The organism is Roseicella frigidaeris (assembly GCF_003258945.1).
In the GTDB taxonomy this organism is placed as follows: Bacteria; Pseudomonadota; Alphaproteobacteria; order Acetobacterales; family Acetobacteraceae; genus Paracraurococcus; species Paracraurococcus frigidaeris.
This window is the reverse complement of record NZ_QLIX01000013.1, coordinates 113,105-135,960: the sequence shown is the minus strand read 5'-3', so window position 1 is coordinate 135,960 and position 22,856 is coordinate 113,105. Positions and strand designations below refer to the sequence as shown.

Below are 22,856 nucleotides of genomic sequence, written 5' to 3'. Positions count from 1 at the left end.
CCCTCGCAGGCCTGCACGTCATCGCCTTCGTCAGCCTCATGCTCGCCAAAGCCACAGCCGCCTTCGACTTGGTCCGTAACACCGTCTAGGCCCGGATCGCCTTCGAGGTGTGCGGGATCGACATGCGCGGCATCCGCCTCGCCTTCGCCGAGTCGGCGGTGACGCCGGCCTATCGCCAGGCCTTCGAGAGCCTGACCGGCGCGCGCTTCCCGCAGCCGGCCTCGGTTGCCTGACGGCCGCCCGGATGCGCGCGGGGATCAGGCCGCCGCGGCGGCCCGCACATGCCGCGCCACCGCTTCGTGGGTGGCGAACCACACATCGCCGCGCCCGCGGATATGCCGGATCAGCCGGTCAAGGAGGGCGATCCGGCTGCGGTGCCCGATGATGTGCGGATGCAGGGTGAGCAGGAACAGGCCGCCCTCCTCCCAGGCGCCGTCGAACTCGGCGCGGAAGATCTCCTCGACCGCCGAGGGCGGCGTATAGGGCCGCAGCGCGCTGGAGCGGAGGAAGCCGAAATAGGGCGCGTCGTCGCGGATCCATTCCGGCGGCAGCTCGACGATGCCGGTCGGCTCGCCCTGGTCCAGCAGCTCGTAGGGATCGTCATCGGCCATCAGGCTGCTGTCGTAGAGCAGGCCGAGCTCGCGGATGATGCCGAGCGTGTCGGCCGAGAAATCCCAGCTCGCGGTGCGGATGCCGACCGGGCGGCGGCCGGCGAGGCGTTCGAGGACATCGGCGGCGCGGAAGGTCAGGTCGCGCTCGATGCCGGGCGGCAGGCCGGTATTGGCCTCATGGATCCAGGAATGGATGCCGATCTCGTGGCCCTCGTCGGCGACGGCGCGGATCTCCTCGGGATAGAGCAGCGCCGAGACGGCCGGGTAGTAGAAGCTGGCGGGGATGTCGTGACGGGCGAGCAGGGCGCGCAGCCGCGGCACGCCCTGGCGGTTGCCGTACTGGCCCTGGCTGAGGCGCATCGGGCTGGTGTCGCCGTCGCGGAGCGTCAGGGTCTCGTGGTCGGCGTCGAAGGAGAGGGCGACGCAGCAGCGCGCCCCGCCGGGCCAGGCGGCCGGCCGCAGGCTGCGGCCGGCGCGGGCCTGGCCGGTGATGCGGCGCCATTCCGGCTCGGGCCATTCCCAGGGCTGGCGGGTGGTGCCCTCCGGCATGCGGCGGTCTCCTTCCTGCGGATCGCGGCATGCTGCCCGATCCCGGCCCCGGCGTCTGCCCTCGCCGCGCCGGCGGCAGGCCGCGGCACGCCGCTTGCTGGGCAAGGCCGGCCCGCAGCGAGAGGAGTGCCGTCATGGATATCGGCGTCTTCATCCCGATCAACAACAATGGCTGGATCATCTCCGCCACCTCGCCCCAGTACATGCCGAGCTTCGAGCTCAACAAGCAGGTGGTGCAGAAGGCGGAGGGCTATGGCCTCGACTTCGCCCTGTCGATGATCAAGCTGCACGGATTCGGCGGCAAGACCGGCTTCTGGGACCATGGCCTCGAGAGCTTCACGCTGATGGCCGGGCTGGCCGCGGTCACCAGCCGCATCCGGCTCTTCGCCTCGACGGCGGTGCTCACCATCCCGCCCGCCATCGTCGCCCGCATGGCGGTAACGATCGACAGCATCTCGGGAGGCCGCTTCGGGGTGAACATCGTCTCGGGCTGGCACAAGGTGGAATACAGCCAGATGGGCCTCTGGCCCGGCGACCAGCATTTCGGCAGGCGCTACGACTACAGCACCGAGTATGTGCGCATCATGCGGGAGCTCTGGGAGACCGGCCGGTCCGACCTCAAGGGCGAGTTCTTCCAGATGGAGGATTGCCGCCTCTCGCCGCCGCCCTCGGCGCCGATCAGGCTGGTCTCGGCCGGGCAGAGCGACCGCGGCATGGAATTCGCCGCGCAATACTGCGACTACAATTTCGCCCTCGGCGAGGGGGTGAACGAGCCGCAGAAATGCATCGACGTGCCGCGGCGCATGCTGGCCCAGGCCGAGCGGACCGGCCGCGACGTCGGCAGCTACATCCTCTACATGGTCATCGCCGAGGAGACCGACGAGGCGGCGCTCGCCAAATGGGACCTCTACAACCGGGGCGCCGACCGCGAGGCGCTGGCGCATCTGCTCGGGCATGCCGCCAATGACGTGAACACCGAGGCGACCTCCATGGCGGCGGCCATCCAGCGCTCGTCCTCCCCGATCAACTTCAACATGGGCACGCTGGTCGGCTCCTACGCCAATGTCGCGCGCATGCTGGACGAGGCGGCGGCGATGCCGGGGGTGAAGGGGCTGATGCTGACCTTCGACGAATTCCTGACCGGCATGGACAAATTCGGCCAGCGCATCCAGCCGCTGATGCGATGCCGCAGCCATGTGCGCCTCGCCGCCTGACGCCAAGCGGCGCGACCGGCCCCGGTGCCCATGGCCTGCCGGTCCGCGAGGCCCGTGGGTCAACCCGCGAACCGCGCGGGCAGGACACGAGGGCGCTTCCCCTGAACGCCGGTTCAGGGGAAGCGCCTTATAGCAACGGCCCCTCCGTCGCCGGGCGGTTTGCTCCGCGAACCTGGGCGACGCGCGGCGCCCGTTCGGACGCCCGGCAGGAATGGACCATTCATGCCGTTGGTATTCGATCATTGTTTTCAGAGCCTCTCCACCCGATCGGGTGCGTCCGCCTGATCGGGATCTGCTCTAGCCCCGGGCGAAGGCGAAATCCGCCAGGGCGATCGGGTCGAGGATGGCGATGCGGTTATAGCCGAGCCGCACCCAGCCCGCGGCCTCGAACTCCGCCAGGGTGCGGTTGACCAGGTCGCGCGAGGCATTCGCCATCTGGCCGAGCTGCCCCTGAGTGAGGCGGATATCGCCGGTCGGCGCCAGCACCTCCTCGGCCAGCGCGCCGGTGACCCGCAGCAGCACCGCGCCGACCCGCCGGTCGACGCGGCGGATCAACAGGTCGGAGATGTTCGCATAGGCCGCCTGCAACGCGACCTGCCCGAGCGCGCCGACCCGCCACGCCGCCTCGGCGCTCGAGCGCACCAGTTGCCGCGCCGCATCGGCCGGCAGGTGCAGCGCGATGGCGGCCTCCATGGCGCAGACGGTGAGGATCTGCCGCGGCGCGCCCAGGGCCGAGCCCTCGCCGCACCAGCAGCCGGGATGCAGGATATGCGAGAGGTCCGGCCCGCTGCGCGGCGTCATCACATAGACGGCGAGGCTGCCCGCCACGACGCCGTAGATCCCGCCGGGCGGATCGCCGGCATGGAAGACGAAGTCCCCCTTGTCGAACTGCACCAGATCCGTGCCGGCGAGCAGGGCCGCGCGGAAATCCGGTGTCTGCGTGGCAAGCCAGCCCTTGCCGAGGAGGATGCGCTCCGCGTGCGCGCGTTCCATCTGGTCCCCCGAGGCCATGGGATGCGGCGAGCGCCGCTAATCCGGGTGGGCGCGCAAAATGTCAATCCAGTTTGGTTGCATCGGGGAGCGCAGCCCGACTTTCGTCGCAGCGGGCGTCGCCCGCGCCACGCCGGTGGCCGTGCCCGGCGATGATGCGGCCCATCCGGCCCGACCGCCGGAAAGCCGGCCGATCGCCCGTCAGGCCGCCAGCGCCATGTCGTCGGCCGCGGCGCGCAGCCGCGGCAGCACCTCCGTGCCGAAGCGGCGCAGCGCCCGCTCCACCGCCGGGGCGGGCAGGCCGCTGAAGCCCATATAGAGGCTGTAATGGGTCGGCCGCAGCAGCCGCATATCGGCGATGAGCTGCGCGGCGACCCGCTCCGGCGCGCCGATCAGCGCGTGCTCCAGCAGCCAGTCGATCTCCGGCTCGCCGGCGAAGGGCACGGGGCGGAGCCGCGCCCCGTCGCGCGGCGGGGCCTCGGCGCGCAACGAGAGGGTGTTGCGGGCCAGAGCCAGCACCCCCTCGGCGGCCTGCCGCGCCTCGGCCGCATCCTCGGTGACGAAGAGGTAGCGCTGGATGCCGAGCGGCATGGGTTCGGCGCCGCCCGCCGCGCGCCAGGCGGCGAGGATGCCGTCGCGCATCGGCGCCGCCTGCGGCCCGGTGCGGTAGCCCTGGCTGATCATCGGCGTCGCCCCGGCCCGCACGGCGCGGGCCAGCACCGCGGGCGCCGAGGTCGCCACGAACATCGGCGGCATGCGGCCCGAGAGGGTGCGCGCGACGACCGGCGTGTCCTCGATCCGGTATTCCGTGCCGAGATGATGCACGCGCCCGGTGGTCAGCGCCTGCTCGACGATGTCCCAGCCCTCGAGCAGCCGGGCATGGCGGCTCTCGAGCGGCACGCCGAGGCTGCGGAACTCGTGCGGCTGGTGCCCCGGCCCGAAGCCGAGCAGCACCCGCCCGCCGCTGATCTGATCGAGCATCGCCACCTCCTGCGCCACCCGCAGCGGGTGGTGCAGCGGCAGCACGACCACGGCGGGGCCGAGCCGGATGCGGCTGGTGACCGCGGCGCAATGCATCGCCATCATCAGGGGCGAGGCGCAGACCGAGGCGGAGGAGAAGTGGTGCTCGGCGAACCAGGCGGCGTCGAAGCCGAGCTCCTCGGCCAGCCGCACCTGCCGGACGGTGTTCGCCAGCACCGCCGCCGGCGTCTCCCCGGCATGGTTCAGCGACATCAGGTTGAAGAGCGCGAATTGCATATCCCTGCCTGGCCGTGCTGCACCGCGGCAAGACTGCCAGCGGCCTCCGGGGGGCGCAACGCCCCGCCGGCTGCCGAAGGGCGGGATGCGCCGCGCCGGTCGGGGCTTTGGTGCCGGAGGCCGTCAGGCGCCAGCCCCGGGCCGGTCATGGCCCAGGGCCGGCCCTCATCCAGCCTTGAGCCGTGCCGCGCCCTCCCCCGGCATCCGGACATCGCCCGGCCTCGGACCCTCCATCATGGCAAGCGGATTGCCGAGCGGTCCCGATCGGCCGATACCGGATGTCCGGCGTCTCGCCGCAGACAAGCCGTCGCATCTCCGATCCAAGGGGGACATGCCATGCCTGCTTCCGCAAGCGACCAACCCAACCTGCTGATGAAGAAGATCGGAGGGATCGTCCTTCTCATCGCCGGCCTCGTGGCGCTGATGCTGGGCTTCAACCGGGGGCCGACCTGGCTTGTCCTTCTCGGCATCGTCTTCGTCATCGGCGGCATCGTCCTGCTCGCGGTCAAGATCGCCCGGCGCAACCAGGGCAACCTGCCCTGAGCCATGGCCGGGCGGCGCCCGTGCCATAGGCGCCACGCCATCCCACGCGGCTTGGCAGAGCCGCCGCCCTGCCGCGACGCGCCGCGGTCCTGGAGCGAATCCCCCCCCCCACGAAGCCGCGAAGCGGCTTCGTGGGGATCGACTATAGCCCCGCCGCCTCCAGCCGCAGGATCGCCCGCGCCGTGGCCTGGGCGCGCGGCACCAGGCTGGCGACCTCGAGATATTCCTCCGGGCTGTGCGCCTTGCCGCCGACCGGCCCCACGGCGCAGAGGGTCGGCGCCCCGACCGCGGCGGTGAAGCCGGAATCGGCGCAGCCACCGGAGAACTCGCCGGTGACCGCAAGCCCGCTCGCGCGCGCCGCCCCGACATAGAGGTCGAACAGCCGCGCCGCCGCCGGGCTCTGGGTCAGCGGCAGGAACTCGCCGCGGACGGCCAGCCGCGCTCGCGTGCCGGGGACGTAGCTGCGGGCGATGATCTCGTGGATCCGGCCCATGACCTCGTCGCGGTCGGCGGGCTCGACATAGCGCAGGTCGATCTGCCCCTGCGCCCAGGGGGCGACGGTGTTCACGCTCTGCCCGCCCGAGACCAGGCCGACATTCAGGGTGATGCCGCGCTTGAGGTCGGTCAGGGCATGGATCGCCTGCACCTTGCGCGCCAGTTCCTCGATGGCGCTGATCCCGGCCTCGAAATTGCCGCCGGAATGCGCCGCCTTGCCCTCGATGTCGAAGATCGAGAAGACGCCGCCCTTGCGCCCGGTGACGACGCCGCCCGAGGGGCGGCCGGGCTCGGAGTTGAACACCACCCGCGCCTCGCGCGCCACCGCCTCGATCACCTCCCGCCCCTCCGGGCTGCCGATCTCCTCGTCGCCGGTGAAGAGGCCGAGCAGCGGGCCGGGGGCGCCGCCGAATTTCCGGAAGGCGATGAGCAGGAAGACGTTCATCACCAGCCCGGCCTTCATGTCGGCGACGCCGGGGCCGGTGGCGATGCCGCCCTCGATGCGGAAGGGGCGACGCTCCGGCTCGCCCTTCGGGAAGACGGTGTCGCGATGGCCCATCAGCACGATGGCGCGCTGCTGGTTGCCGGCGGCGAGGCCGTCGCCGCCCTCGACCCGCGCCTTCAGGCAATCGCCATGCTTCGCCCGCGGCACCACCTCGACCGGGATGCCGTGCTCGGCGAGCGTGGCGCGGACCAGCGCGCCCACCGCATCGACGCCCGCCTTGTCGTAGCTGCCGCCATCGGTGTTCACCATGGCCTCCAGCAGGCGCAGCATCGCCCCCTGCTGGGTGGCGAGCCAGGCGGTGATGGCGGCTTCCGGGCTCTCGGCGGTCATGCGGCGCTCCGTCGGTGGACGGGGTCGGAGCCTGCGTCCGGGTGCCGGCGCTGGCAAGCCTCGCCGGGCGGCTACTCGACCTTGCCGATCCGCTGCACCGCCCGCACCAGCCGCGCCGTGTCCTCGCGGAAGAAGGCGGCGAAGGCCTCGCCCTCGCGGATATCGAGGCCGTTGCCGCCGGCGGCCAGCGCCCGCCGCAGCTCGGGGTCGGCGGCGACGGCCGCCATGCCCTGCCGCAGCGCCGCCTGCAGCGGCGCCGGCGTGCCGGCCGGCGCGAAGACGCCGGCCCAGATATAGTACTCCGCCTCGGTGAAGCCCCGCTCGCGGAGCGTCGGCACCGCCTCGAAGCCCGGGATCCGGTGGGCGCCCCAGCTCGCCAGCACCCGCAGCGCCCCGGAGCGGAGATGCGGCGTCAACGGCCCCGGCCCGCTCGCCATGGCCATCACCTGGCCGGAGAGCAACGCGGTCAGCGCCGGGCCGCCGCCCTGGAAGGGGACATGCAGCAGGTCGATCCCGGCGGCGGTGGTGAGCATCGCCATCGGCAGGTGCAGCGCGCCGTAATGGCCGGAGGAGGAATAGGCGATCGCCCCCGGGCGGCGCCGCGCCTCGGCGAGGAATTCCTCGAGGCTGCCCCAGGGCGCCGCCGCCGGCACGGCGAGGAAGGTCGGGTCGGCGGTGAACAGGGCGATCGGCGCGAACTGGTCGATCTCATAGGCCGCCTGCCGGCCGAAGAGCCGCGCCGCCTCCGGGATGACGGCCAGCGAGGCCAGGCCCATCAGCAGCGTGTGCCCGTCCGGCGCCGCCCGCGCCACCGAGGCATAGCCGATCTCGCCGGAGGCGCCGGCGCGGTTCGCCACCGGCACCGGCTGCCGCCACAGCCGCTCCAGCCCGGTGGCGACCGGCCGCGCCACCACATCGCCCTGCCCGCCCGGCGGGAAGGCGACGACGAGGGTGACGGCGCGGCCTGGAAACGCCGCCTCGGCGGCGGTGGCGCGGGGCAGCGCCGCCGCGGCGAGCGCGGCGGCCAGCAGGGGTCGGCGGTGCAAGGGACGTCTCCCGGATCGGCTTCCTTGGTCCGGGCGAGTAGAGCATGGCCGGCGCGCGGGGGCAGCGGGCGATCCGCCGCGCCGGCCCCCGTTGCGCCGCGGCGGCGGGACGCCCTCAGCCGACCGGGTTCTCCAGCACGCCGATCCCCGCCACCTCCACCCGCACCACATCCCCCGCCTTGAGGAATTGCGGCGGGGTGAAGCCGATGCCGACGCCGACCGGCGTGCCGGTGGCGATGACGTCGCCCGGCTCGAGCGTGATGCCGGCCGAGATCGCCGCGATCAGGGTCGGGATGTCGAAGATCAGGTCGGCGACCGGCGCATCCTGGCGCTTCTCGCCGTTCACATGCGTCACCACGCGCAGCGCCTTCGGGTCCGGCACCGCATCCGCCGTCAGGATCGCCGGGCCCATCGGGCAGAAGCCGTCGATGCCCTTGCCGAGCACCCATTGCCGGTGCCGATGCTGCAGGGTGCGGGCGGTGACGTCGTTGACGATGGTGTAGCCGAAGACATGCTTCAGCGCCGTGGCGGCCGGGATGCCGCGGCCGCCCTGGCCGATGACGACGGCGAGCTCGCCCTCGTAATCGGTCGAGCCGGTCGGGTCGAGATGCGCCGGGATGGTCTCGCCCGTTGCGATGATGGCGGTCGCCGGCTTGCTGAAGACCACGGGGGCTTCCGGCACCACCTCCTTGGCCGAGGCGTCGAAGCCGGAGCCAGCGAACTCCTTCGCATGCTCGTGGTAGTTCTTGCCGACGCAGAAGATGTTCTTCGGCGGCCGGGGGATCGGGGCGCAGAGCACCGCGTCCTCGGCGACCGGCGCCCGCGCCAGCGCCGCCCTGGCATGCTGCAGCGCCGGCGCGCCGCCGGCGATGAAGGCCGGCATGTTGCCGCCCGCGAGCGCCGGATCGACCGCGGCGAGGTCGAGCACCGCCCCGTCCTCGCGCAGCGCGCCGAGATGCGTCCCGAGTTTATGAGGCTTCCTGAAGGTCACCAGCCGCATCCGGCGCGTCTCCCCTTGCCCGGCGATCGCCGCCGAGCATGCCGCCTCCGGCAAAAATGGCCAGGGGAATATGGCCGCGGGATGGGCCCGGACGGCGTCGTGGCGATCTCAGGCCGGCGCCGCCAGCGGCATCTCGGCGGCCCGCTCCAGCGCCCGCGCCGCGCGCAGCGCCAGGTCGTCGCGGTAGAGCGCCGCCGCCACCTGCACCGCCCGCGGCATGCCATGCCCGTCGAGCCCGATCGGCACGCTCACCGCCGGCTGCCGGGTCAGGTTGAAGGCGAAGGTCCAGGGCGCCCAGTCCCGCCACAGCGCCTCGGTCGGCCGGATCGTCGGCTGGTCGGCGGCGAAGGCGGCGGTCGGGGTCGCGGCGGTGAGGAGGATGTCGTAGCGCTGGTGGAAGCGGGCCATGGCATGCGCCGCCTCGATCCTGAGCGCCTCGGCGCCGAGGAAATCGGTCGCCAGCATGCCGCCCTCGCGCTCGGCCACCTCGACTAGGCCGGCATCGAGCAGCGCCCGCTTCTCGGGCGGGATGGTCGCCACCAGCCGGGCCAGCGCCACGCCCCAGACCCGGCCGAAGATCGGCCGCGTGTCGGGCAGCGCCGGATCGGCCTCCTCGACGATCGCGCCCTGCTCCTGCAACAGCCGCCCCGCCCCGGCCAGCACCGCCTCGCCCTCCGCGTCCAGCGGCGGCTCGAAGCCGAGGCGGCGGACCAGCGCCACCCGCATGCCGGCGACGCCGCCCTCGATCCCCTGCCGCCAGTCGCCGCCGGGAATGCTGACCACATCCGGCAGGCAGAAGGGATCGCGCAGGTCGTGCCGCGCCATGGCCGAGAGCATCAGCGCCGCGTCGCGCACGGTGCGGGTCATCGGCCCGGCGCAGGCGACGCCGGCGAAGGCGCCGAGCGGCCATTGCGGCACCCGGCCGAAGGAGGGCTTCATGCCCACCAGGCCGCAGAAGGCGGCCGGGATGCGGATCGAGCCGCCGGCATCGGTGCCGATATGCAGCGGGCCGAAGCAGGCCGCCCCCGCCGCGCCGGCGCCGCTGCTGCTGCCGCCGACCGTCCGCTCGCGGTCCCAGGGGTTGCGGGTGATGCCGTGCAGTGGGCAGTCGCCGGGCGACTTCCAGCCGAATTCGGTGGTGGTGGTCTTGCCGAGGATGACCGCGCCGGCCTCCTTCAGCCCCAGCACCGCCGGCGCGTCCTCGGCCGCCGGCACCGCCTCGGTGGTCTTGCTGCCGCGCCGGGTGGGGAAGCCGGCGAGGTTCAGCAGGTCCTTGACCGTCGCCGGCACGCCGTCGAGCGGCCCGATCGGCCGCCCCGCCATCCAGCGCGCCTCGCTCTCCCCGGCCTGCTGCAGGGCGCGCGGGTTCATCACCGCGAAGGCATTCACCCAGGGGTTGTAGAGCGTGACCCGCCGCAGAACCGCCTGCAGGGTCTCCACCGGCGAGAGCGCTCGGCGCGCATAGAGGCCGAGCAGCGTCTCGGCGGACATCAGGGCGGGATCGGTCGGCGTCATCACGGCTCCTCAGCCTGCGAAGCGGCATTTGGGGCCCGGCGAGGGGCGGCGGAAGCCCCGCGCCGGGCATGGCAGCCGCCGCTGCTTCTCCCTTTGCGCCCGCCCGGGTTTCCGCCTAGTGGTCTCGCCGCCGCGGCCGCATCGGGCCGCGGCGCCCAGCGGATCACCGGGCAGCGGCCCGGGGCGGCGCCGGCAGCGGCCGACCGCCCCCGGGGCATGCCCATCCTATGCCCGGCCCGGCCGGGACTCCCATCGATGGAGGCGAGCAATGGCGGATACGATGGAGGTTGCGGGCCTCAAGGTCGCGCGGAGCCTGTACGACTTCCTGGACAAGGAGGCCCTGCCCGGCACCGGCGTGACCTCCGACCGCTTCTGGTCCTCCTACGCCGCCATCCTGAAGGATCTCGGCCCGCGGAACGCCGCGCTGCTGCGGAAGCGCGACGAGATCCAGGCGAAGATCGATGCCTGGCACAAGGCGCATCCGGCGAAGCCGGTGGATGCCGCGGCCTACAAGGCCTTCCTCGAGGAGATCGGCTACCTCGTCCCGCCCGGGCCGGATTTCCAGGTCGGCACCACCGATGTCGATGCCGAGTTCGGCCAGATCGCCGGCCCGCAGCTCGTCGTCCCGGTCTCCAACGCCCGCTACGCGCTGAACGCCGCCAATGCCCGCTGGGGCAGCCTCTACGATGCGCTCTACGGCACGGACGCCATCCCGGAGAGCGACGGCGCCGCCCGCGGCAAGGGCTACAACCCGGCGCGCGGCAAGAAGGTGATCGACTTCGCCCGCTCCGTGCTGGACCGCATCGCGCCGCTCGCCGGCGGCGCCTCGCACCGCGACGCCAAGGGCTACGCCATCACCGCCGGGGCGCTCGCCGTCACGCTGAAGGATGGCCGCAGCATCGGCCTCGCCCAGCCCGGGCAATGCGTCGGCTACCAGGGCGAGCCGGCGGCGCCGGAGGCGATCCTCTTCGTCCATAACGGGCTGCATGCCGAGCTGCGGATCGACCGCGACCACCCGATCGGCAAGGACGACCCGGCCGGCATCGCCGACCTGGTGCTGGAGAGCGCCGTCACCACCATCGTCGACTGCGAGGACAGCGTCGCGGCGGTGGATGCCGAGGACAAGGTCGAGGTCTACCGCAACTGGCTCGGCCTGATGAACGGCTCGCTCGAGGCCAGCTTCGACAAGGGCGGCAAGACCCTGGTCCGCAAGCTGAACCCGGACCGCAGCTACCTGAAGCCCGCCGGCGGGGCGGTGTCGCTGCATGGCCGCTCGCTCATGCTGGTGCGCAATGTCGGCCACCACATGATGACCGACGTGGTGACACTGGATGGCCAGGAGACGCCCGAGACCATCCTCGACGCCATGTGCACCGTGGCGATCGCGCTGCATGACCTGCGCGGCGCCGGCAAGGGCCGCAACAGCCGCACCGGCAGCGTCTACATCGTCAAGCCGAAGATGCACGGGCCGGAGGAGGTCGCCTGGGCGAACGCGCTGTTCGGCCGGGTGGAGGACGCCTTCGGCCTGCCGCGCGACACGATCAAGATGGGCATCATGGACGAGGAGCGCCGCACCACGGTGAACCTCAAGGAATGCATCCGCGCGGCGCGCGACCGGGTGGTGTTCATCAACACCGGCTTCCTCGACCGCACCGGCGACGAGATCCACACCGCCATGGAGGCCGGCCCGGTCATCCGCAAGAACGACATGAAGGGCGCGGCCTGGATCAAGGCCTACGAGGACAACAACGTCGATACCGGCCTCGCCTGTGGGCTGCGCGGCCGGGCGCAGATCGGCAAGGGCATGTGGGCGGCGCCGGACGCCATGGCGGCGATGCTGGAGCAGAAGGTCGGCCATCCGAAGGCCGGCGCCAACACCGCCTGGGTCCCCTCCCCCACCGCGGCGACGCTGCATGCGCTGCACTACCACGAGGTGGACGTGGCGGCGCGGCAGGAGGAGATCGCCAAGGGTGGGCCGCGGGCCAAGCTCGGCGACATCCTCACCCTGCCGCTGGCCGCCGACACCAATTTCCCCGCCGAGGCGGTGAAGGCGGAGCTCGACAACAACGCCCAGGGCATCCTCGGCTATGTGGTCCGCTGGGTCGATCAGGGCGTCGGCTGCTCCAAGGTGCCGGACATCAACGATGTCGGGCTGATGGAGGACCGCGCGACCTTGCGCATCAGCGCCCAGCACATCGCCAACTGGCTGCGCCACGGCATCGCCACGCGCGAGCAGGTGGAGGAGACGCTGCGCCGCATGGCCGCCGTGGTCGACAAGCAGAATGCCGGCGACCCGGCCTACCGGCCGATGGCGCCCGGCTTCGACGGCCCGGCCTTCAAGGCGGCCCGCGACCTGGTCTTCGAGGGCACCACCCAGCCCAACGGCTATACCGAGTTCATCCTGCACAAGCGCCGGCGCGAGGCGAAGGCGCGCGGCTAAGCGCGGCGCGGCGGGGCCGGAGCGCGGCCCCGCCCGACCCGGCGGTTCATGCCGGGCGCATGGCGTCCCGGCCTGCGGCTCGCGGGGCCGAGCGCCCGAACCGGCGCCGCCGGTCGCGCCATGAGGCGCGCCTCGCGGCGCGACGCGGCGACGCCAAGCCGCACGGGCCGGACGCCTGTGTTCGCAGGCGCCCGGCATCCCGCGCGCCGTGTCACCGCCGCCGGCGCGACTCCCGCCGCGCGATCCAGCTCGTCGCGGCGAAGATGATGGCGCCGCCGAGCAGCGTCGCCGGGCCCGGCACCTCGCCCCAGATCAGGAAGCCGGCGCCGGCCGACCAGAGCAGCTCGAGGAATTTCACCGGCTGCGTCGCCGAGAGATCGGCCAGCGAGAAGGCGCGCGTCAGGCAGAAATGCCCGGCCGAGCCGAGCATGCCGGCCACCAGGAACAGCCCCCATTGCAGCGGCGTCGGCCAGTCCCAGGCGAGCAGCGCCAGCGGCAGGCTGAACAGCATGACCGTCAGCGCCTGCCAGACCACGATCACCTGCGGCGGGTCGCGCCGGGTCAGCGCCTTGGTGATGAGGAAGGAGGCGGCGAAGAGCGGCGAGGAGGCGAGCATCACCAGCCCATAGGGCCCGCCCGCCCCGCTCAGCCCCGGCGAGACCACCACCAGCACGCCGAGGAAGCCGGCCAGCGCCGCCAGCCACCGCGCCGCCACCATCCGCTCGCCGAGGAAGAGGATGGCGCCGAGCATGATGAACAGCGGCGTGGTGAAGCCGAGCGCCGTCATCTCCGCCAGCGGCACATGCGGGATGGCGAAGAACCAGAGCACCAGGCCGGAGGCATGCACCGCGCCGCGCCAGAGCTGGCCGGCGACGCCCTTCGGGCGATAGGCGGCGAGGCCGGCGCGCAGGATGAAGGGCAGCATCACCAGCGCCCCCGCGGCATAGCGGAGGAACTGCACGACGAAGGGGTCGAGCTGCTGCGCCAGGCCGCGCAGCAGCGCGTTCAGCACGGTGAAGAGCAGGCCGGAGCCCAGCATCCACAGCATGGCCCGCGGCACGTTGCCCGCCGCCGCGGCAGCGGTGGCGGTCGGCAGGGCCGCGGCCGGCGGGGCTGGCGCGGCGGCCGCGCGTGGCGATGTCGACATGGCGTCCCAGCAGGCCGCGGTGTCGGCGCGGCATTGCCTCCAGCATGGCCCGCCCCGGGAGGGCCGTCCAGGCGCCCGGCCGGCGGTCCTGGAGCAGATCCCGATCAGGCGGACGCACCTGATCGGGATCTGCTCTGGCTCAACCCAGCGCCGCGTGCACCGCCGCCGCCGCCCGCTCGCCGCTCTCCCAGGCGTCGCCGACCGTGCCGGCGAGGCGGCTGTGGCAGGCCTCGCCGGCGAAGCGCAGCCGGCCGCCGGCGAGTTCGGCATCGCGCAGCGCGGCGCGGGCGCCGTGGCAGCCGATGCGGGCATGGCTGTAGGCGCCGAGGAAGAGCGGGTCCTCCGCCCAGCCGGTCACCACCGCCCCCGGGGCGAGGCAGCGCGCCACCTCGGCGGCGCCGACATAGCGGGCGAGCTCGGCCCGCGCCGCCGCCTCGGCCGCCGCCGTCCCCTCGCGCGCCAGCGCCCAGGCCGCCGCGCCGCCGATGAAGCCGATGACGTGGTCGCGCCCCCAGGGCCAGAGCAGCCAGGAGAAGGGCGCGTCGCCCGGCGCGTCCAGGCTGCGGCCGAGCCGGGCGAAATCGCCGAGTCCAAGCCGGCCGGGGCCGGCGGCGCGCAGCGCCACCTTGCTCAGCAGCCCCTGCGGCAGGCCCTCGATCGCCGCCTGCACCGGCGCCGGCAGATCGGGCGCGAAGCGGAGGCCGCCCGCCGCCAGCACGCCGGTCGAGACGGTGACGATCGCGGCCCCGGCGCGCAGCGCGCCGAACCCGCCCTCGGCCACCATGCCCGGCCCGTCCCAGCGCAGCCGCTCGACCCGGCTGCCGAAGCTGGTCGGCAACCCCTCGCCGAGCCGGGCGACCAGCGTGCCGAACCCCTCGGCGAGTTGCAGGTTGGCGCCGTCGAGGGCGGTGGCGACATAGTCGCGCAAGCTGAACCGCGCCGCCTCCACGCCCGAGATGATGTCGCTGAACCAGTGCGAGACGGTGGCATCCCAGGGTCCGTCGCGCGGCACCGCGGCGGCGAGGGCGATGTCCGGCGCGCCGGCGGCGCGGCGGCGGGCATCCTCGGCCTCCGCCGCCGCTTCCCAGGCCTCGCAGGCGGCGTCATGCGCGGCGCGTTCGGCCGTGCCCGCCACTTGGCCGCGCCAGAGCAGGATGTCGCGCACCCGCCGCCGCTCGTCGCGCAGGGTGAAGCCGAGGCGGCGGGCGATCGGCGTCAGCGGGTTGCGCTCGGCGACATGGATCCAGGAGGCGCCATGGTCGAAGGGGGCGCCGAGTTGCGCCGCCTCGGTCCAGGCGCGGCCGCCGAGGCGCCGCCCGGCCTCCAGCAGCCGGACGCTGCGGCCGAGGGCCTGCAGATGCCGCGCGGCGGCGATGCCGGCCGCGCCGGCGCCGATGACGAGGACGTCAGGCTCCATGCAGCGCCGGGGGCATTAACTCCGTGTCCGGAACCGCACCGCCTCGCCGGGGCCGGGCTCGACCTCCAGCCGGCCCTGCCGCTCCAGCCGGCGCAGATGCGCCAGCGTCTCGCCCACCGTGAAGCCGGTCTGCGCGATCTCGCCCGAGGCGCGGGGGAAGAGCACCTGCGCCGCCTCGAAGGCGGTCAGCGGCTCGCGGCAGGCCTCGGCCAGGGTGTCGAGCCGCTCGGCATGGTGGCTGGCGAGCTGGTCGAGGCGGCGATGCAGGGTCGAGAAGGGCTCGCCATGCGAGGGCAGCACCAGCGTGTCCTCCGGCAGGGCGCGGAAGCGCTCGTTGCTGGCGAGGAAATCGCCGAGCGGATCGGCCTCCGGCTCGCCCGGATGCAGGCCGATATAGGGCGAGATGCGCGGCAGGATCTGGTCGGCCGAGATCAGCACGCCGCGCTCGGCGCAGAACAGCGTCGCCATGTCGGGCGCATGGCCGGCGCCGGTGATGACCTGCCAGGCGGAGCCGCCGATCCGCACCTCCCGCCCGTCCTTCAGCGCGTGGAAGGCGCGCGGCAGCTCGCCGACGGCGCGCTGGTAGAGGGCGCCGCGGCCCTCGACGAAGGAGAGGTAGTCGGCCGGGCAGCCGGCGCGGGTGTAGTGCGCGATCTGCTGCGCCATCATGTCCGGCCCGCTGTCGTACCAGAGCGCCCGGGCCATCAGCCATTCGATGCGGGTCATCATCGGCAGCAGGCCGAAGCGGGCGCAGAGCCAGCCGGTCAGGCCGATATGGTCGGGGTGGAAATGCGTGACCAGCAGCGCGGTCAGCGGCCGGCCGCCGAGCAGCGGCTGCGCCAGCACCTGCTCCCAGAGCTCGCGCGAGGCGCGGCCGGAGACGGAGGTGTCGATCGCCAGCCAGCCGCCAGCATGCTCCAGCAGCCAGATGTTCACATGGCTCGGCGGGAAGGGCAGCGGCATGCGCGCCCGGAGCAGCCCGGGCTGCACCAGGCGCACCTCGCCGGGGGCCGGGGCGTCATGGGCGAGGTCACGGGGGGCATCGGGCATCCGGTCGGATCTCCGCCGCGGTCGGGGCGCCGAGAGGCCGGCATCGGACCCATCGGCTCGGAACGCCCGAGGCCCGGGCCGGGCTGCGGTGTCGCCGCAGGATAGGGAGACCCGGCGGGGCTGTCGATGCGGCGCCGCCCGGGCCCGAGAGAGGGGATAGTTTCTCTCACGGTCTTTCTACTCTCGATACGCAGCGCAATCGGTAAGACTTCGAAGCGACGGCGCTGCGCGTGGTGTGCAGCGGAGCAGTGATGGGCGCCTCAGTGGGCTTCAGCGCGACCATGCATAGGATGCCCCAGGCAGCAGGACCCGATGCCGCGGCCGAGAGGCCGGCAGGATCGTGGCGCCTGCGGGCCTCCACCCTGCTGCTGCTCCTGGCGGTCCTGCTGCCGCCGGCCTTGCTGCCGCTGAGCCAGGTCAGCCCGCTGCTCGCCACCGAGGCGGCCCGGCTGTCGCGCCAGGCGGGAGAGGCGGCCATCCGGCTTGCCGAGGCCCTGCCGCCGCCGCCGGCGGCTGGCCAGCGCCCTGCCGAGATGCCGGCGCTGGCGGCGCTGCTCGCCGAGACCGCCCCGGCCGATGCCTGGATCACGCTGCTCGATGCGGAGGGGCGGGTGCTGGGCCGCAGCCCCGCCCTGCCGGCGGAGCGCCCCGCGAACCTGCTCAGCGTGGAGCAGGCGGTGCCCGGCTGGCCGCTGCGCATCCGCGCCCTGCGTGCCGCGCCGCCGCCCCAGGCGGGCCTGCTGCCGCTCGCGGCCGGCCTGCTGGCCCTGGCCCTGCTCGGCCTTGCCCTGCTGGTGCACCGACGCGAGCAACTCGCCGTCCTCGCCGCCCGGACCGCGGCCCGCGGCGCGCGGCAGCAGGCCGCGGCGATGGCCGAGGCCGCGGCGCAGCTCCGCCTCGCGCTCGGCGCCTCGGGGCTCGGCTGCTGGTCCTGGGAGGAGGCCACCGACCGGCTGCGCTGCGATGCCCGGGCCGCGGCGATCCTCGGCTGGTCCGGCGGCGGCGGCAGCCTCGCCAGCCTGGCGGACTGCGCCGACCCGGCGGACCGGCCGCGCCTCGCCGCCTGTCTCGACGCGGCCCGGCGCCAGGACGCGCCGGCGCATTGCACCCTGCGGCTCGATGTCCGGCCCGGCCGCGCCACACGTTGGATCGAGCTGCGCGCCCAGGCGACCGAGGGGCCGGATGGCATCACCTGGCATGGCGTGCTCGCCGACATCACCGACCGCCACCGGGCGGAGGAGGAGCAGCACCTGCTGCTGCGGGAGGTGGACCACCGGGCGAAGAACACCCTCGCCGTGGTGCAGGCCCTGCTGCGGCTGACGCGCAACGAGGACCCGGCGACGCTGGTGCCGCGGGTGGAGGCGCGCATCGCCGCCATGGCGCGGGCGCATACGCTGCTGGCGCAATCCCGCTGGCAGGGCGCGCCGCTGCGGCGGCTGCTGGAGGGCGAGTTCGGCCGCCCGGCCGGCGAGGGCGCCGCCGGGCCCCGGCTCGAGGGGCCGGCGGTGATGCTGGCGGCGGTCGCGGCGCAGCCGCTCGCCATGGTGGTGCATGAGCTGGCGAGCCAGGCGCGGCAGGATGGCGCCCTGTCGCGGCCGGACGGGCAACTCGCCATCCGCTGGTCGCTGGCCGCGGATGGCGGGCTCATGCTGGCCTGGGAGGAGGCGGCGGCCGAACCGGCGCCGGCCCCGGCGCCGGCCCGAGGCGGCCTCGGGACCCGGATCGTCGAGGCGACGGTGCGCGACCAGCTCGGCGGCCGGATCGAGCGCAGCTGGGATCAGGGGCTGCGCTGCGTCATCCACCTGCCGCCGACCAGCCTGCGCCCGGGGCCGGTCGAGGCCGCGGCCTGACCCTGGCCTTCGCGGGACCCGCCCTGCCGCGGCCGCCCCGGGCCGGCAGGCCCGGCATCAGCCGTTCGCGTGCTGCAGCAGGTATTCCAGGTAGCGGCCATAGCCGCTGTTGCGCAGCGGCCGCGCCACCTGCAGCAGCTGCTCGTCGGTGATGAAGCCCTTGCGCCAGGCCACCTCCTCGGGGGAGGCGACCTTCTGGCCGGTGCGCTTCTCGATGGCGCGGACGAACTCGGCCGCCTCCAGCATGCTGTCATGCGTGCCGGTGTCGAGCCAGGCATAGCCGCGGCCGAGGCGGGCGACGCGCAGCGTGCCCTCGGCGAGATAGGCCTTGTTGAGATCGGTGATCTCGAGCTCGCCGCGCGGCGAGGGCTTGAGCTGGCGGGCGATGGCCGGGGCGCGGCCGTCGTAGAAATACAGCCCGGTCACCGCCCAGTCGGATTTCGGCTTGGCCGGCTTCTCCTCGATCGACAGCGCCCGGCCCTCGGCATCGAACTCCGCGACGCCGTAGCGCTCGGGATCGGCGACGCGATAGGCGAAGACGGCGGCGCCGCGCTCGGTGGCGACCGAGGCCATGCGGGCATCGAGCTCGTCGCCATGGAAGATGTTGTCGCCGAGGACCAGGGCGGAGGGGCCGCCGGCGAGGAATTCCTCGGCGAGGACCAGCGCCATGGCGATGCCGTTCGGCGTCTCCTGCACCATGTATTCCAGCCGGATGCCCCATTGGCTGCCATCGCCGAGCAGGCGCTGGAACAGCGGCATGTCATGCGGCGTGGAGATCACCATGATCTCCCGGATCCCGGCCAGCATCAGCACCGAGAGCGGGTAGTAGACCATCGGCTTGTCGTAGACCGGCAGCAGCTGCTTGGAGACGGCGAGCGTCGCCGGGTAGAGCCGCGTGCCGCTGCCGCCGGCGAGGACGATGCCCTTCATGCTGCGGATCCCTTCATCAATGCGTCGAGGCAGCGTTCCAGCCCGGCGCGCCAGTCCTGCGGCGGCAGGCCGAGCACGCGCGCGGCGCGCGTGCAGTCGAGCCGGGAATTGGCCGGGCGCCGTGCCTTGGTCGGATACTCGGCCGTGGTGATGGCGGTGAGCTGCGGCGCCGTCTGGCCGCGCCGCGCCGCGCCGGCGAAGATCGCCTCGGCGAAGCCGTGCCAGGTGGTGTAGGGCATGCCGGTGAGATGGGTGACGCCGAAGACCGGGTCGCCCGCCGACGCCGCGGCGAGGCGCGGCAGCAGGGCGACCGCGGCCGCGGCGAGGTCGGCGGCGAAGGTCGGCGCGCCATGCTGGTCGGCGACGACGCGCATCTCCGGCCGCTCGCGGCCGAAGCGCAGCATGGTCTTGACGAAATTGTTGCCGTGCGGCGAGCAGACCCAGGCGGTGCGCAGCGTGACCGAGCGCGGCTGCGCCGCGTGCAGCGCCTGCTCCCCGGCGAGCTTCGAGGCGCCGTAGACCCCGACCGGGTTCGGCGGATCGGCCTCGGTATAGGGCGCGGCCTTGCTGCCGTCGAAGACGTAGTCGGTGGAGTAGTGGACCACCGGCACGCCGGCCTCGGCCGCCGCCTCGCCGAGCAGGCGGGGGCCCGTCGCATTCACGGCGAAGGCGAGGTCGCGCTCCTCCTCGGCCCGGTCGACGGCGGTGTAGGCGGCGCAGTTCACCACCGCCTCGGGGCGGTGGCGGGCGAAGGCGGCGGCGACCTGGCCGGCATCGGTCAGGTCGAATTCCGGCGGCTCCAGCGCCACCGCCTCATGGCCGGCGGCCGCGAGGCGCGGCAGCAGCTCGGTGGCGATCTGGCCGGTGCGGCCGATGACGAGAACCCGCATCAGCCCGCCCCCTGCCCGGCCGCCTGCGGGAGCAGGCCGAGCCGCTCGCCGGCGTATTTCCCCTCGCGCAGCGGGCGCCACCACCACTCATTCGCCAGGTACCAGTCGATGGTGGCGGCGATGCCGCTCTCGAAGCTCTGCTGCTGCCGCCAGCCGAGCTCCTGCTCGATCTTGCCGCAATCGATGGCGTAGCGCCGGTCATGGCCCGGGCGGTCGGCGACGAAGCGGATCAGCCCGCGCCGCGGCGCCGCGCCCGGCCGGCGCTGGTCGAGCAGGTCGCAGATGGTCTCGACCACCTGCAGGTTCCGCCGCTCCGCCCGGCCGCCGATGCAATAGGTCTCGCCGACCCGGCCGCGCTCGACCACCAGGGCCAGGGCGCGGGCATGGTCCTCGACATGCAGCCAGTCGCGGATGTTGCTGCCGTCGCCATAGACCGGCAGGGGCTTGCCCTCGAGCGCATTGAGGATGATGAGCGGGATCAGCTTCTCGGGGAAATGGTAGGGGCCGTAATTGTTCGAGCAATTGGTGACCAGCACCGGCAGCCCATAGGTCTCGTGCCAGGCGCGCACCAGGTGGTCGGAGGCCGCCTTGCTGGCCGAATAGGGCGAGCGCGGGTCATAGGCGGTGGTCTCGCTGAAGGCGCCTTCCGGCCCGAGCGAGCCGAAGACCTCGTCGGTCGAGATGTGGTGGAAGCGGAAGCCGGCCTGCCCGGCCGCGTCCAGCCCGGCATGGTAGGCGCGCGCCGCCTCCAGCATCGCGAAGGTGCCGTTGATGTTGGTCTGGATGAAATCCGCCGCGCCGGTGATGGAGCGGTCGACATGGCTCTCGGCGGCGAGGTGCATCACCGCATCGGGGCGGAACTCCGCCATCGTCGCGCGCATGCGCTCCAGGTCGCAGATATCCGCCTCGAGGAAGCGGAAGCCGTGCCGGCCCTCGCAGTCGCGGATGGAGCGGCGGTCGCCGGCATAGGTGAGCTTGTCGACGACGAGCACCGTGGCGCCGCGCTCCAGCACCAGCAGCCGCGTGACGGCGGAGCCGATGAAGCCGGCGCCGCCGGTGACCAGGATACGCATGCGGGAAACCTCTGTCTGGTCCGTCGGAAGCCGCCTGCCCGAGGCGGACGGGGTGCCGGTCATCGGCTGGCCTTGCGGAGCGAGGGGCGCGTTCCGGGGCGGCCGGCACGGCCCGGGGGCGCCATCACCGTCCCGGCCATGGCATCGTCTCAGTCGAAGCCCGTGGCGAGGTCGCGCAGCCGCGGCGCGCGGCGATCCTTGTCGGAGAGCTGGACCGCGCCGGCATCGAAGGGCCAGGGCAGCGCCAGGTCGGGATCGTTCCAGGCGATGCCGCGATCGCAGTCCGGCGCGTAGAGATCGGTGACCTTGTAGGCCACCTCGGTCTCCGGGACCAAGGTGCAGAAGCCATGCGCGAAGCCGACCGGCACGTAGAGCTGCTGGGCATTCTCCGCGGTGAGCTCGACCGCCACATGCCGCCCATAGGAGGGCGAGGCACGCCGGATATCCACCGCGATGTCGAGGATGGCGCCGCGCAGCACCCGCACCAGCTTGGCCTGCGGATGCGGCGGCAACTGGAAATGCATGCCCCGGATCGTCCCCGGCAGGGCCGAGAGCGAGTGGTTGTCCTGCACGAAGAGGTCGGGGATGCCGAGCGCGGCGAAGTCGCGGGCGCTGTAGGTCTCCAGGAAGAAGCCGCGGTGGTCGCCGAACCGCTTCGGCGTCACCAGGACGGGTCCGGGGATGGCGAAACGGGTGGCGGTGAAATTGCCGGATCGGCAGGCAGCATCGCTCATGGCCGTGTCAGTCGTCTCTCCGGCAATCCCGCGTCAAGCCCCGTGCTGCCGGTTCGCGCGTTGCTCCACGCCCTGGCCGGCCGCCGCTCCGCCTTGGATCGCCGGTGCGGCCCGTCCAGGCGGGGAGGCCGCCGGGTCGGGTCGCGGGCCATGGATCGCAGGGCCGATGTCACGCCTTCGGGCGCTTTCGCCCCGCGGCGACCGGCTCTAGCGGCCTGGAGGCGCGGTCGGGGGTCACATCTTTGCGTGCCGAAGGCCGCCCGGGATTTCCCGCCAGGCTTAACCGCATCTTCACCCCACCCCCCCGATGCTCCCGGACGAAGACCCGCAAGTGGGTCGTCCCTGCGGAGAAAATCTCCATGCCGTTGAATTCGGTCAATACCAATACCGGCGCCATGGTGGCGCTGCAGTCCCTCAACAGGACCTCCGACGAGCTCTCGGCGACCCAGAAGCGCATCTCGACCGGCTATCGCGTCGCCGATGCGCGGGACGACGGCGCCGCCTATGCGGTGGCCGAGCGGATCCGGGGCGACATGGCGGCCACGACCTCGGCCAACCAGCAGCTCGGCGGCGTGAAGGGGTTGCTGGATGTCACCCAGGCCGCCCTCGACAAGGTCTCGACCACGCTGCAATCGCTCAAGACCATTGCCGTCAAGCTCGCCGACGGCACCCTCACGGCCGACCAGCGGACGCAGTACCAAGCCACCGCGAAGGAGCTGACCTCCAACATCAAGGCCTTCATCCAGGACGCCAGCTACAACGGCCTGAACATCCTCGACGATGCCAATGCCACCACCATCAAGGTGGTCTCGAACGGCAGCGGCACCTATTACAGCTTCGACAGCTTCTCGGCACTGAACCAGGTCTACAACGCCGTCTCGGGCGCCCAGGCCTGGAGCGCGGGGGCGGCGAACAGCGCCCTCACCTCGGGCGGCGCCATCGGCAAGGCGATCACCAGCACCCTGACCCAGCTCAATAATTTCGGGTCCTATTCGAACTACATCGACAGCCAGATCAACTACAACAAGTCGATTCTCGATGCCCAGGAGAGCGGCCTCGGGGCCCTGGTCGATGCCGACATGGCGAAGGAGAGCGCCAGGCTGCAGGCGCTGCAGATCCGCCAGCAGCTCGGCACCCAGGCGCTCGGCATCGCCAATTCGGCGCCGCAATCGCTGCTCAGCCTGTTCAAGGGCTGATCCCTCCGGCATGGCGGCCCTCGCCCGGCCGAAGCCCGGCGCTTCCGCGCCTCGCCGCCCGGTCCTATAGCGTG

General features: G+C 73.1%; 20 protein-coding genes. 6 read left to right on the top strand and 14 right to left on the bottom strand.

Features of this window, described 5'->3' with window-relative positions; translation table 11 throughout:
- Nucleotides 1-107 precede the first annotated feature (107 nt).
- Nucleotides 108-233, top strand: a complete 126-nt coding sequence (locus DOO78_RS28445; RefSeq protein ID WP_279387806.1) for a hypothetical protein — start codon at nt 108-110, stop codon at nt 231-233.
- Between the two features lie 24 nt (nt 234-257).
- Here DOO78_RS28445 and DOO78_RS16940 read toward each other — a convergent pair whose 3' ends face one another.
- Complete coding sequence (locus tag DOO78_RS16940) at nt 258-1,160, bottom strand: polysaccharide deacetylase family protein (protein ID WP_111471045.1); 903 nt, start codon at nt 1,158-1,160, stop codon at nt 258-260.
- A gap of 134 nt (nt 1,161-1,294) precedes the next feature.
- Here DOO78_RS16940 and rutA point away from each other — a divergent pair, with 134 nt between their 5' ends.
- Nucleotides 1,295-2,374, top strand: coding sequence for a pyrimidine utilization protein A (gene rutA, locus DOO78_RS16935; protein ID WP_111471044.1), 1,080 nt, complete (start codon nt 1,295-1,297; stop codon nt 2,372-2,374).
- A 297-nt stretch (nt 2,375-2,671) separates the two neighbouring features.
- Here the strand turns inward: rutA and DOO78_RS16930 are convergent, their stop codons facing one another.
- Nucleotides 2,672-3,367 (bottom strand): Crp/Fnr family transcriptional regulator, encoded by a 696-nt coding sequence (locus tag DOO78_RS16930; RefSeq protein ID WP_165838942.1) that lies wholly within the window; start codon nt 3,365-3,367, stop codon nt 2,672-2,674.
- Nucleotides 3,368-3,565: 198 nt separating this feature from the next.
- A complete protein-coding gene (locus DOO78_RS16925; protein ID WP_111471042.1) occupies nt 3,566-4,621 on the bottom strand; it encodes an LLM class flavin-dependent oxidoreductase in 1,056 nt (351 codons plus the stop codon).
- A gap of 372 nt (nt 4,622-4,993) precedes the next feature.
- On the opposite strand from DOO78_RS16925, the gene DOO78_RS27575 reads away from it, so the two are divergent.
- Nucleotides 4,994-5,164 (top strand): hypothetical protein, encoded by a 171-nt coding sequence (locus tag DOO78_RS27575; RefSeq protein WP_165838941.1) that lies wholly within the window; start codon nt 4,994-4,996, stop codon nt 5,162-5,164.
- Nucleotides 5,165-5,306: 142 nt separating this feature from the next.
- Here the strand turns inward: DOO78_RS27575 and DOO78_RS16920 are convergent, their stop codons facing one another.
- The 4 genes from DOO78_RS16920 to DOO78_RS16905 all read right to left on the bottom strand — a co-directional run bounded on the left by DOO78_RS16920 (nt 5,307) and on the right by DOO78_RS16905 (nt 10,055).
- Nucleotides 5,307-6,494 carry a M20 family metallopeptidase gene (locus DOO78_RS16920; RefSeq protein WP_111471041.1) on the bottom strand — a complete coding sequence of 396 codons (1,188 nt, stop codon included), beginning with the start codon at nt 6,492-6,494 and terminating at the stop codon, nt 5,307-5,309.
- 71 nt (nt 6,495-6,565) lie between these two features.
- Nucleotides 6,566-7,540 carry a tripartite tricarboxylate transporter substrate binding protein gene (locus tag DOO78_RS16915; protein WP_165838940.1) on the bottom strand — a complete coding sequence of 325 codons (975 nt, stop codon included), beginning with the start codon at nt 7,538-7,540 and terminating at the stop codon, nt 6,566-6,568.
- 115 nt (nt 7,541-7,655) lie between these two features.
- Nucleotides 7,656-8,531 carry a fumarylacetoacetate hydrolase family protein gene (locus tag DOO78_RS16910; RefSeq protein WP_243634578.1) on the bottom strand — a complete coding sequence of 292 codons (876 nt, stop codon included), beginning with the start codon at nt 8,529-8,531 and terminating at the stop codon, nt 7,656-7,658.
- Between the two features lie 117 nt (nt 8,532-8,648).
- Nucleotides 8,649-10,055, bottom strand: coding sequence for an amidase (locus DOO78_RS16905; RefSeq protein ID WP_111471038.1), 1,407 nt, complete (start codon nt 10,053-10,055; stop codon nt 8,649-8,651).
- Nucleotides 10,056-10,335: 280 nt separating this feature from the next.
- Here DOO78_RS16905 and DOO78_RS16900 point away from each other — a divergent pair, with 280 nt between their 5' ends.
- Nucleotides 10,336-12,495 carry a malate synthase G gene (locus DOO78_RS16900; RefSeq protein WP_456309594.1) on the top strand — a complete coding sequence of 720 codons (2,160 nt, stop codon included), beginning with the start codon at nt 10,336-10,338 and terminating at the stop codon, nt 12,493-12,495.
- Between the two features lie 211 nt (nt 12,496-12,706).
- Here the strand turns inward: DOO78_RS16900 and DOO78_RS16895 are convergent, their stop codons facing one another.
- The 3 genes from DOO78_RS16895 to DOO78_RS16885 all read right to left on the bottom strand — a co-directional run bounded on the left by DOO78_RS16895 (nt 12,707) and on the right by DOO78_RS16885 (nt 16,109).
- Nucleotides 12,707-13,642 (bottom strand): DMT family transporter, encoded by a 936-nt coding sequence (locus tag DOO78_RS16895; protein ID WP_207802946.1) that lies wholly within the window; start codon nt 13,640-13,642, stop codon nt 12,707-12,709.
- A gap of 139 nt (nt 13,643-13,781) precedes the next feature.
- Nucleotides 13,782-15,059 (bottom strand): flavin monoamine oxidase family protein, encoded by a 1,278-nt coding sequence (locus DOO78_RS16890; protein WP_111471036.1) that lies wholly within the window; start codon nt 15,057-15,059, stop codon nt 13,782-13,784.
- A gap of 15 nt (nt 15,060-15,074) precedes the next feature.
- Nucleotides 15,075-16,109: an MBL fold metallo-hydrolase gene (locus tag DOO78_RS16885; protein WP_111471035.1), complete on the bottom strand. Its 1,035-nt coding sequence runs from the start codon at nt 16,107-16,109 to the stop codon at nt 15,075-15,077.
- Nucleotides 16,110-16,390: 281 nt separating this feature from the next.
- Here DOO78_RS16885 and DOO78_RS16880 point away from each other — a divergent pair, with 281 nt between their 5' ends.
- Complete coding sequence (locus DOO78_RS16880; protein WP_165838939.1) at nt 16,391-17,959, top strand: sensor histidine kinase; 1,569 nt, start codon at nt 16,391-16,393, stop codon at nt 17,957-17,959.
- Nucleotides 17,960-18,016: 57 nt separating this feature from the next.
- Here DOO78_RS16880 and rfbA read toward each other — a convergent pair whose 3' ends face one another.
- The 4 genes from rfbA to rfbC form a co-directional block, all read right to left on the bottom strand.
- Nucleotides 18,017-18,889, bottom strand: coding sequence for a glucose-1-phosphate thymidylyltransferase RfbA (rfbA, locus tag DOO78_RS16875; RefSeq protein ID WP_207802945.1), 873 nt, complete (start codon nt 18,887-18,889; stop codon nt 18,017-18,019).
- Nucleotides 18,886-19,779 carry a dTDP-4-dehydrorhamnose reductase gene (gene rfbD, locus DOO78_RS16870; RefSeq protein ID WP_111471032.1) on the bottom strand — a complete coding sequence of 298 codons (894 nt, stop codon included), beginning with the start codon at nt 19,777-19,779 and terminating at the stop codon, nt 18,886-18,888. The genes rfbA and rfbD overlap by 4 nt, the downstream gene beginning before the upstream one ends.
- Entirely contained in the window at nt 19,779-20,852 is a 1,074-nt protein-coding gene (gene rfbB, locus DOO78_RS16865) for a dTDP-glucose 4,6-dehydratase (RefSeq protein WP_111471031.1), read from the bottom strand. Before rfbB ends, rfbD begins: the two co-directional genes overlap by 1 nt.
- A gap of 149 nt (nt 20,853-21,001) precedes the next feature.
- Nucleotides 21,002-21,586 (bottom strand): dTDP-4-dehydrorhamnose 3,5-epimerase, encoded by a 585-nt coding sequence (gene rfbC / locus DOO78_RS16860; protein WP_111471030.1) that lies wholly within the window; start codon nt 21,584-21,586, stop codon nt 21,002-21,004.
- A gap of 359 nt (nt 21,587-21,945) precedes the next feature.
- On the opposite strand from rfbC, the gene DOO78_RS16855 reads away from it, so the two are divergent.
- Complete coding sequence (locus tag DOO78_RS16855) at nt 21,946-22,782, top strand: flagellin (RefSeq protein ID WP_111471029.1); 837 nt, start codon at nt 21,946-21,948, stop codon at nt 22,780-22,782.
- Nucleotides 22,783-22,856 lie beyond the last annotated feature (74 nt).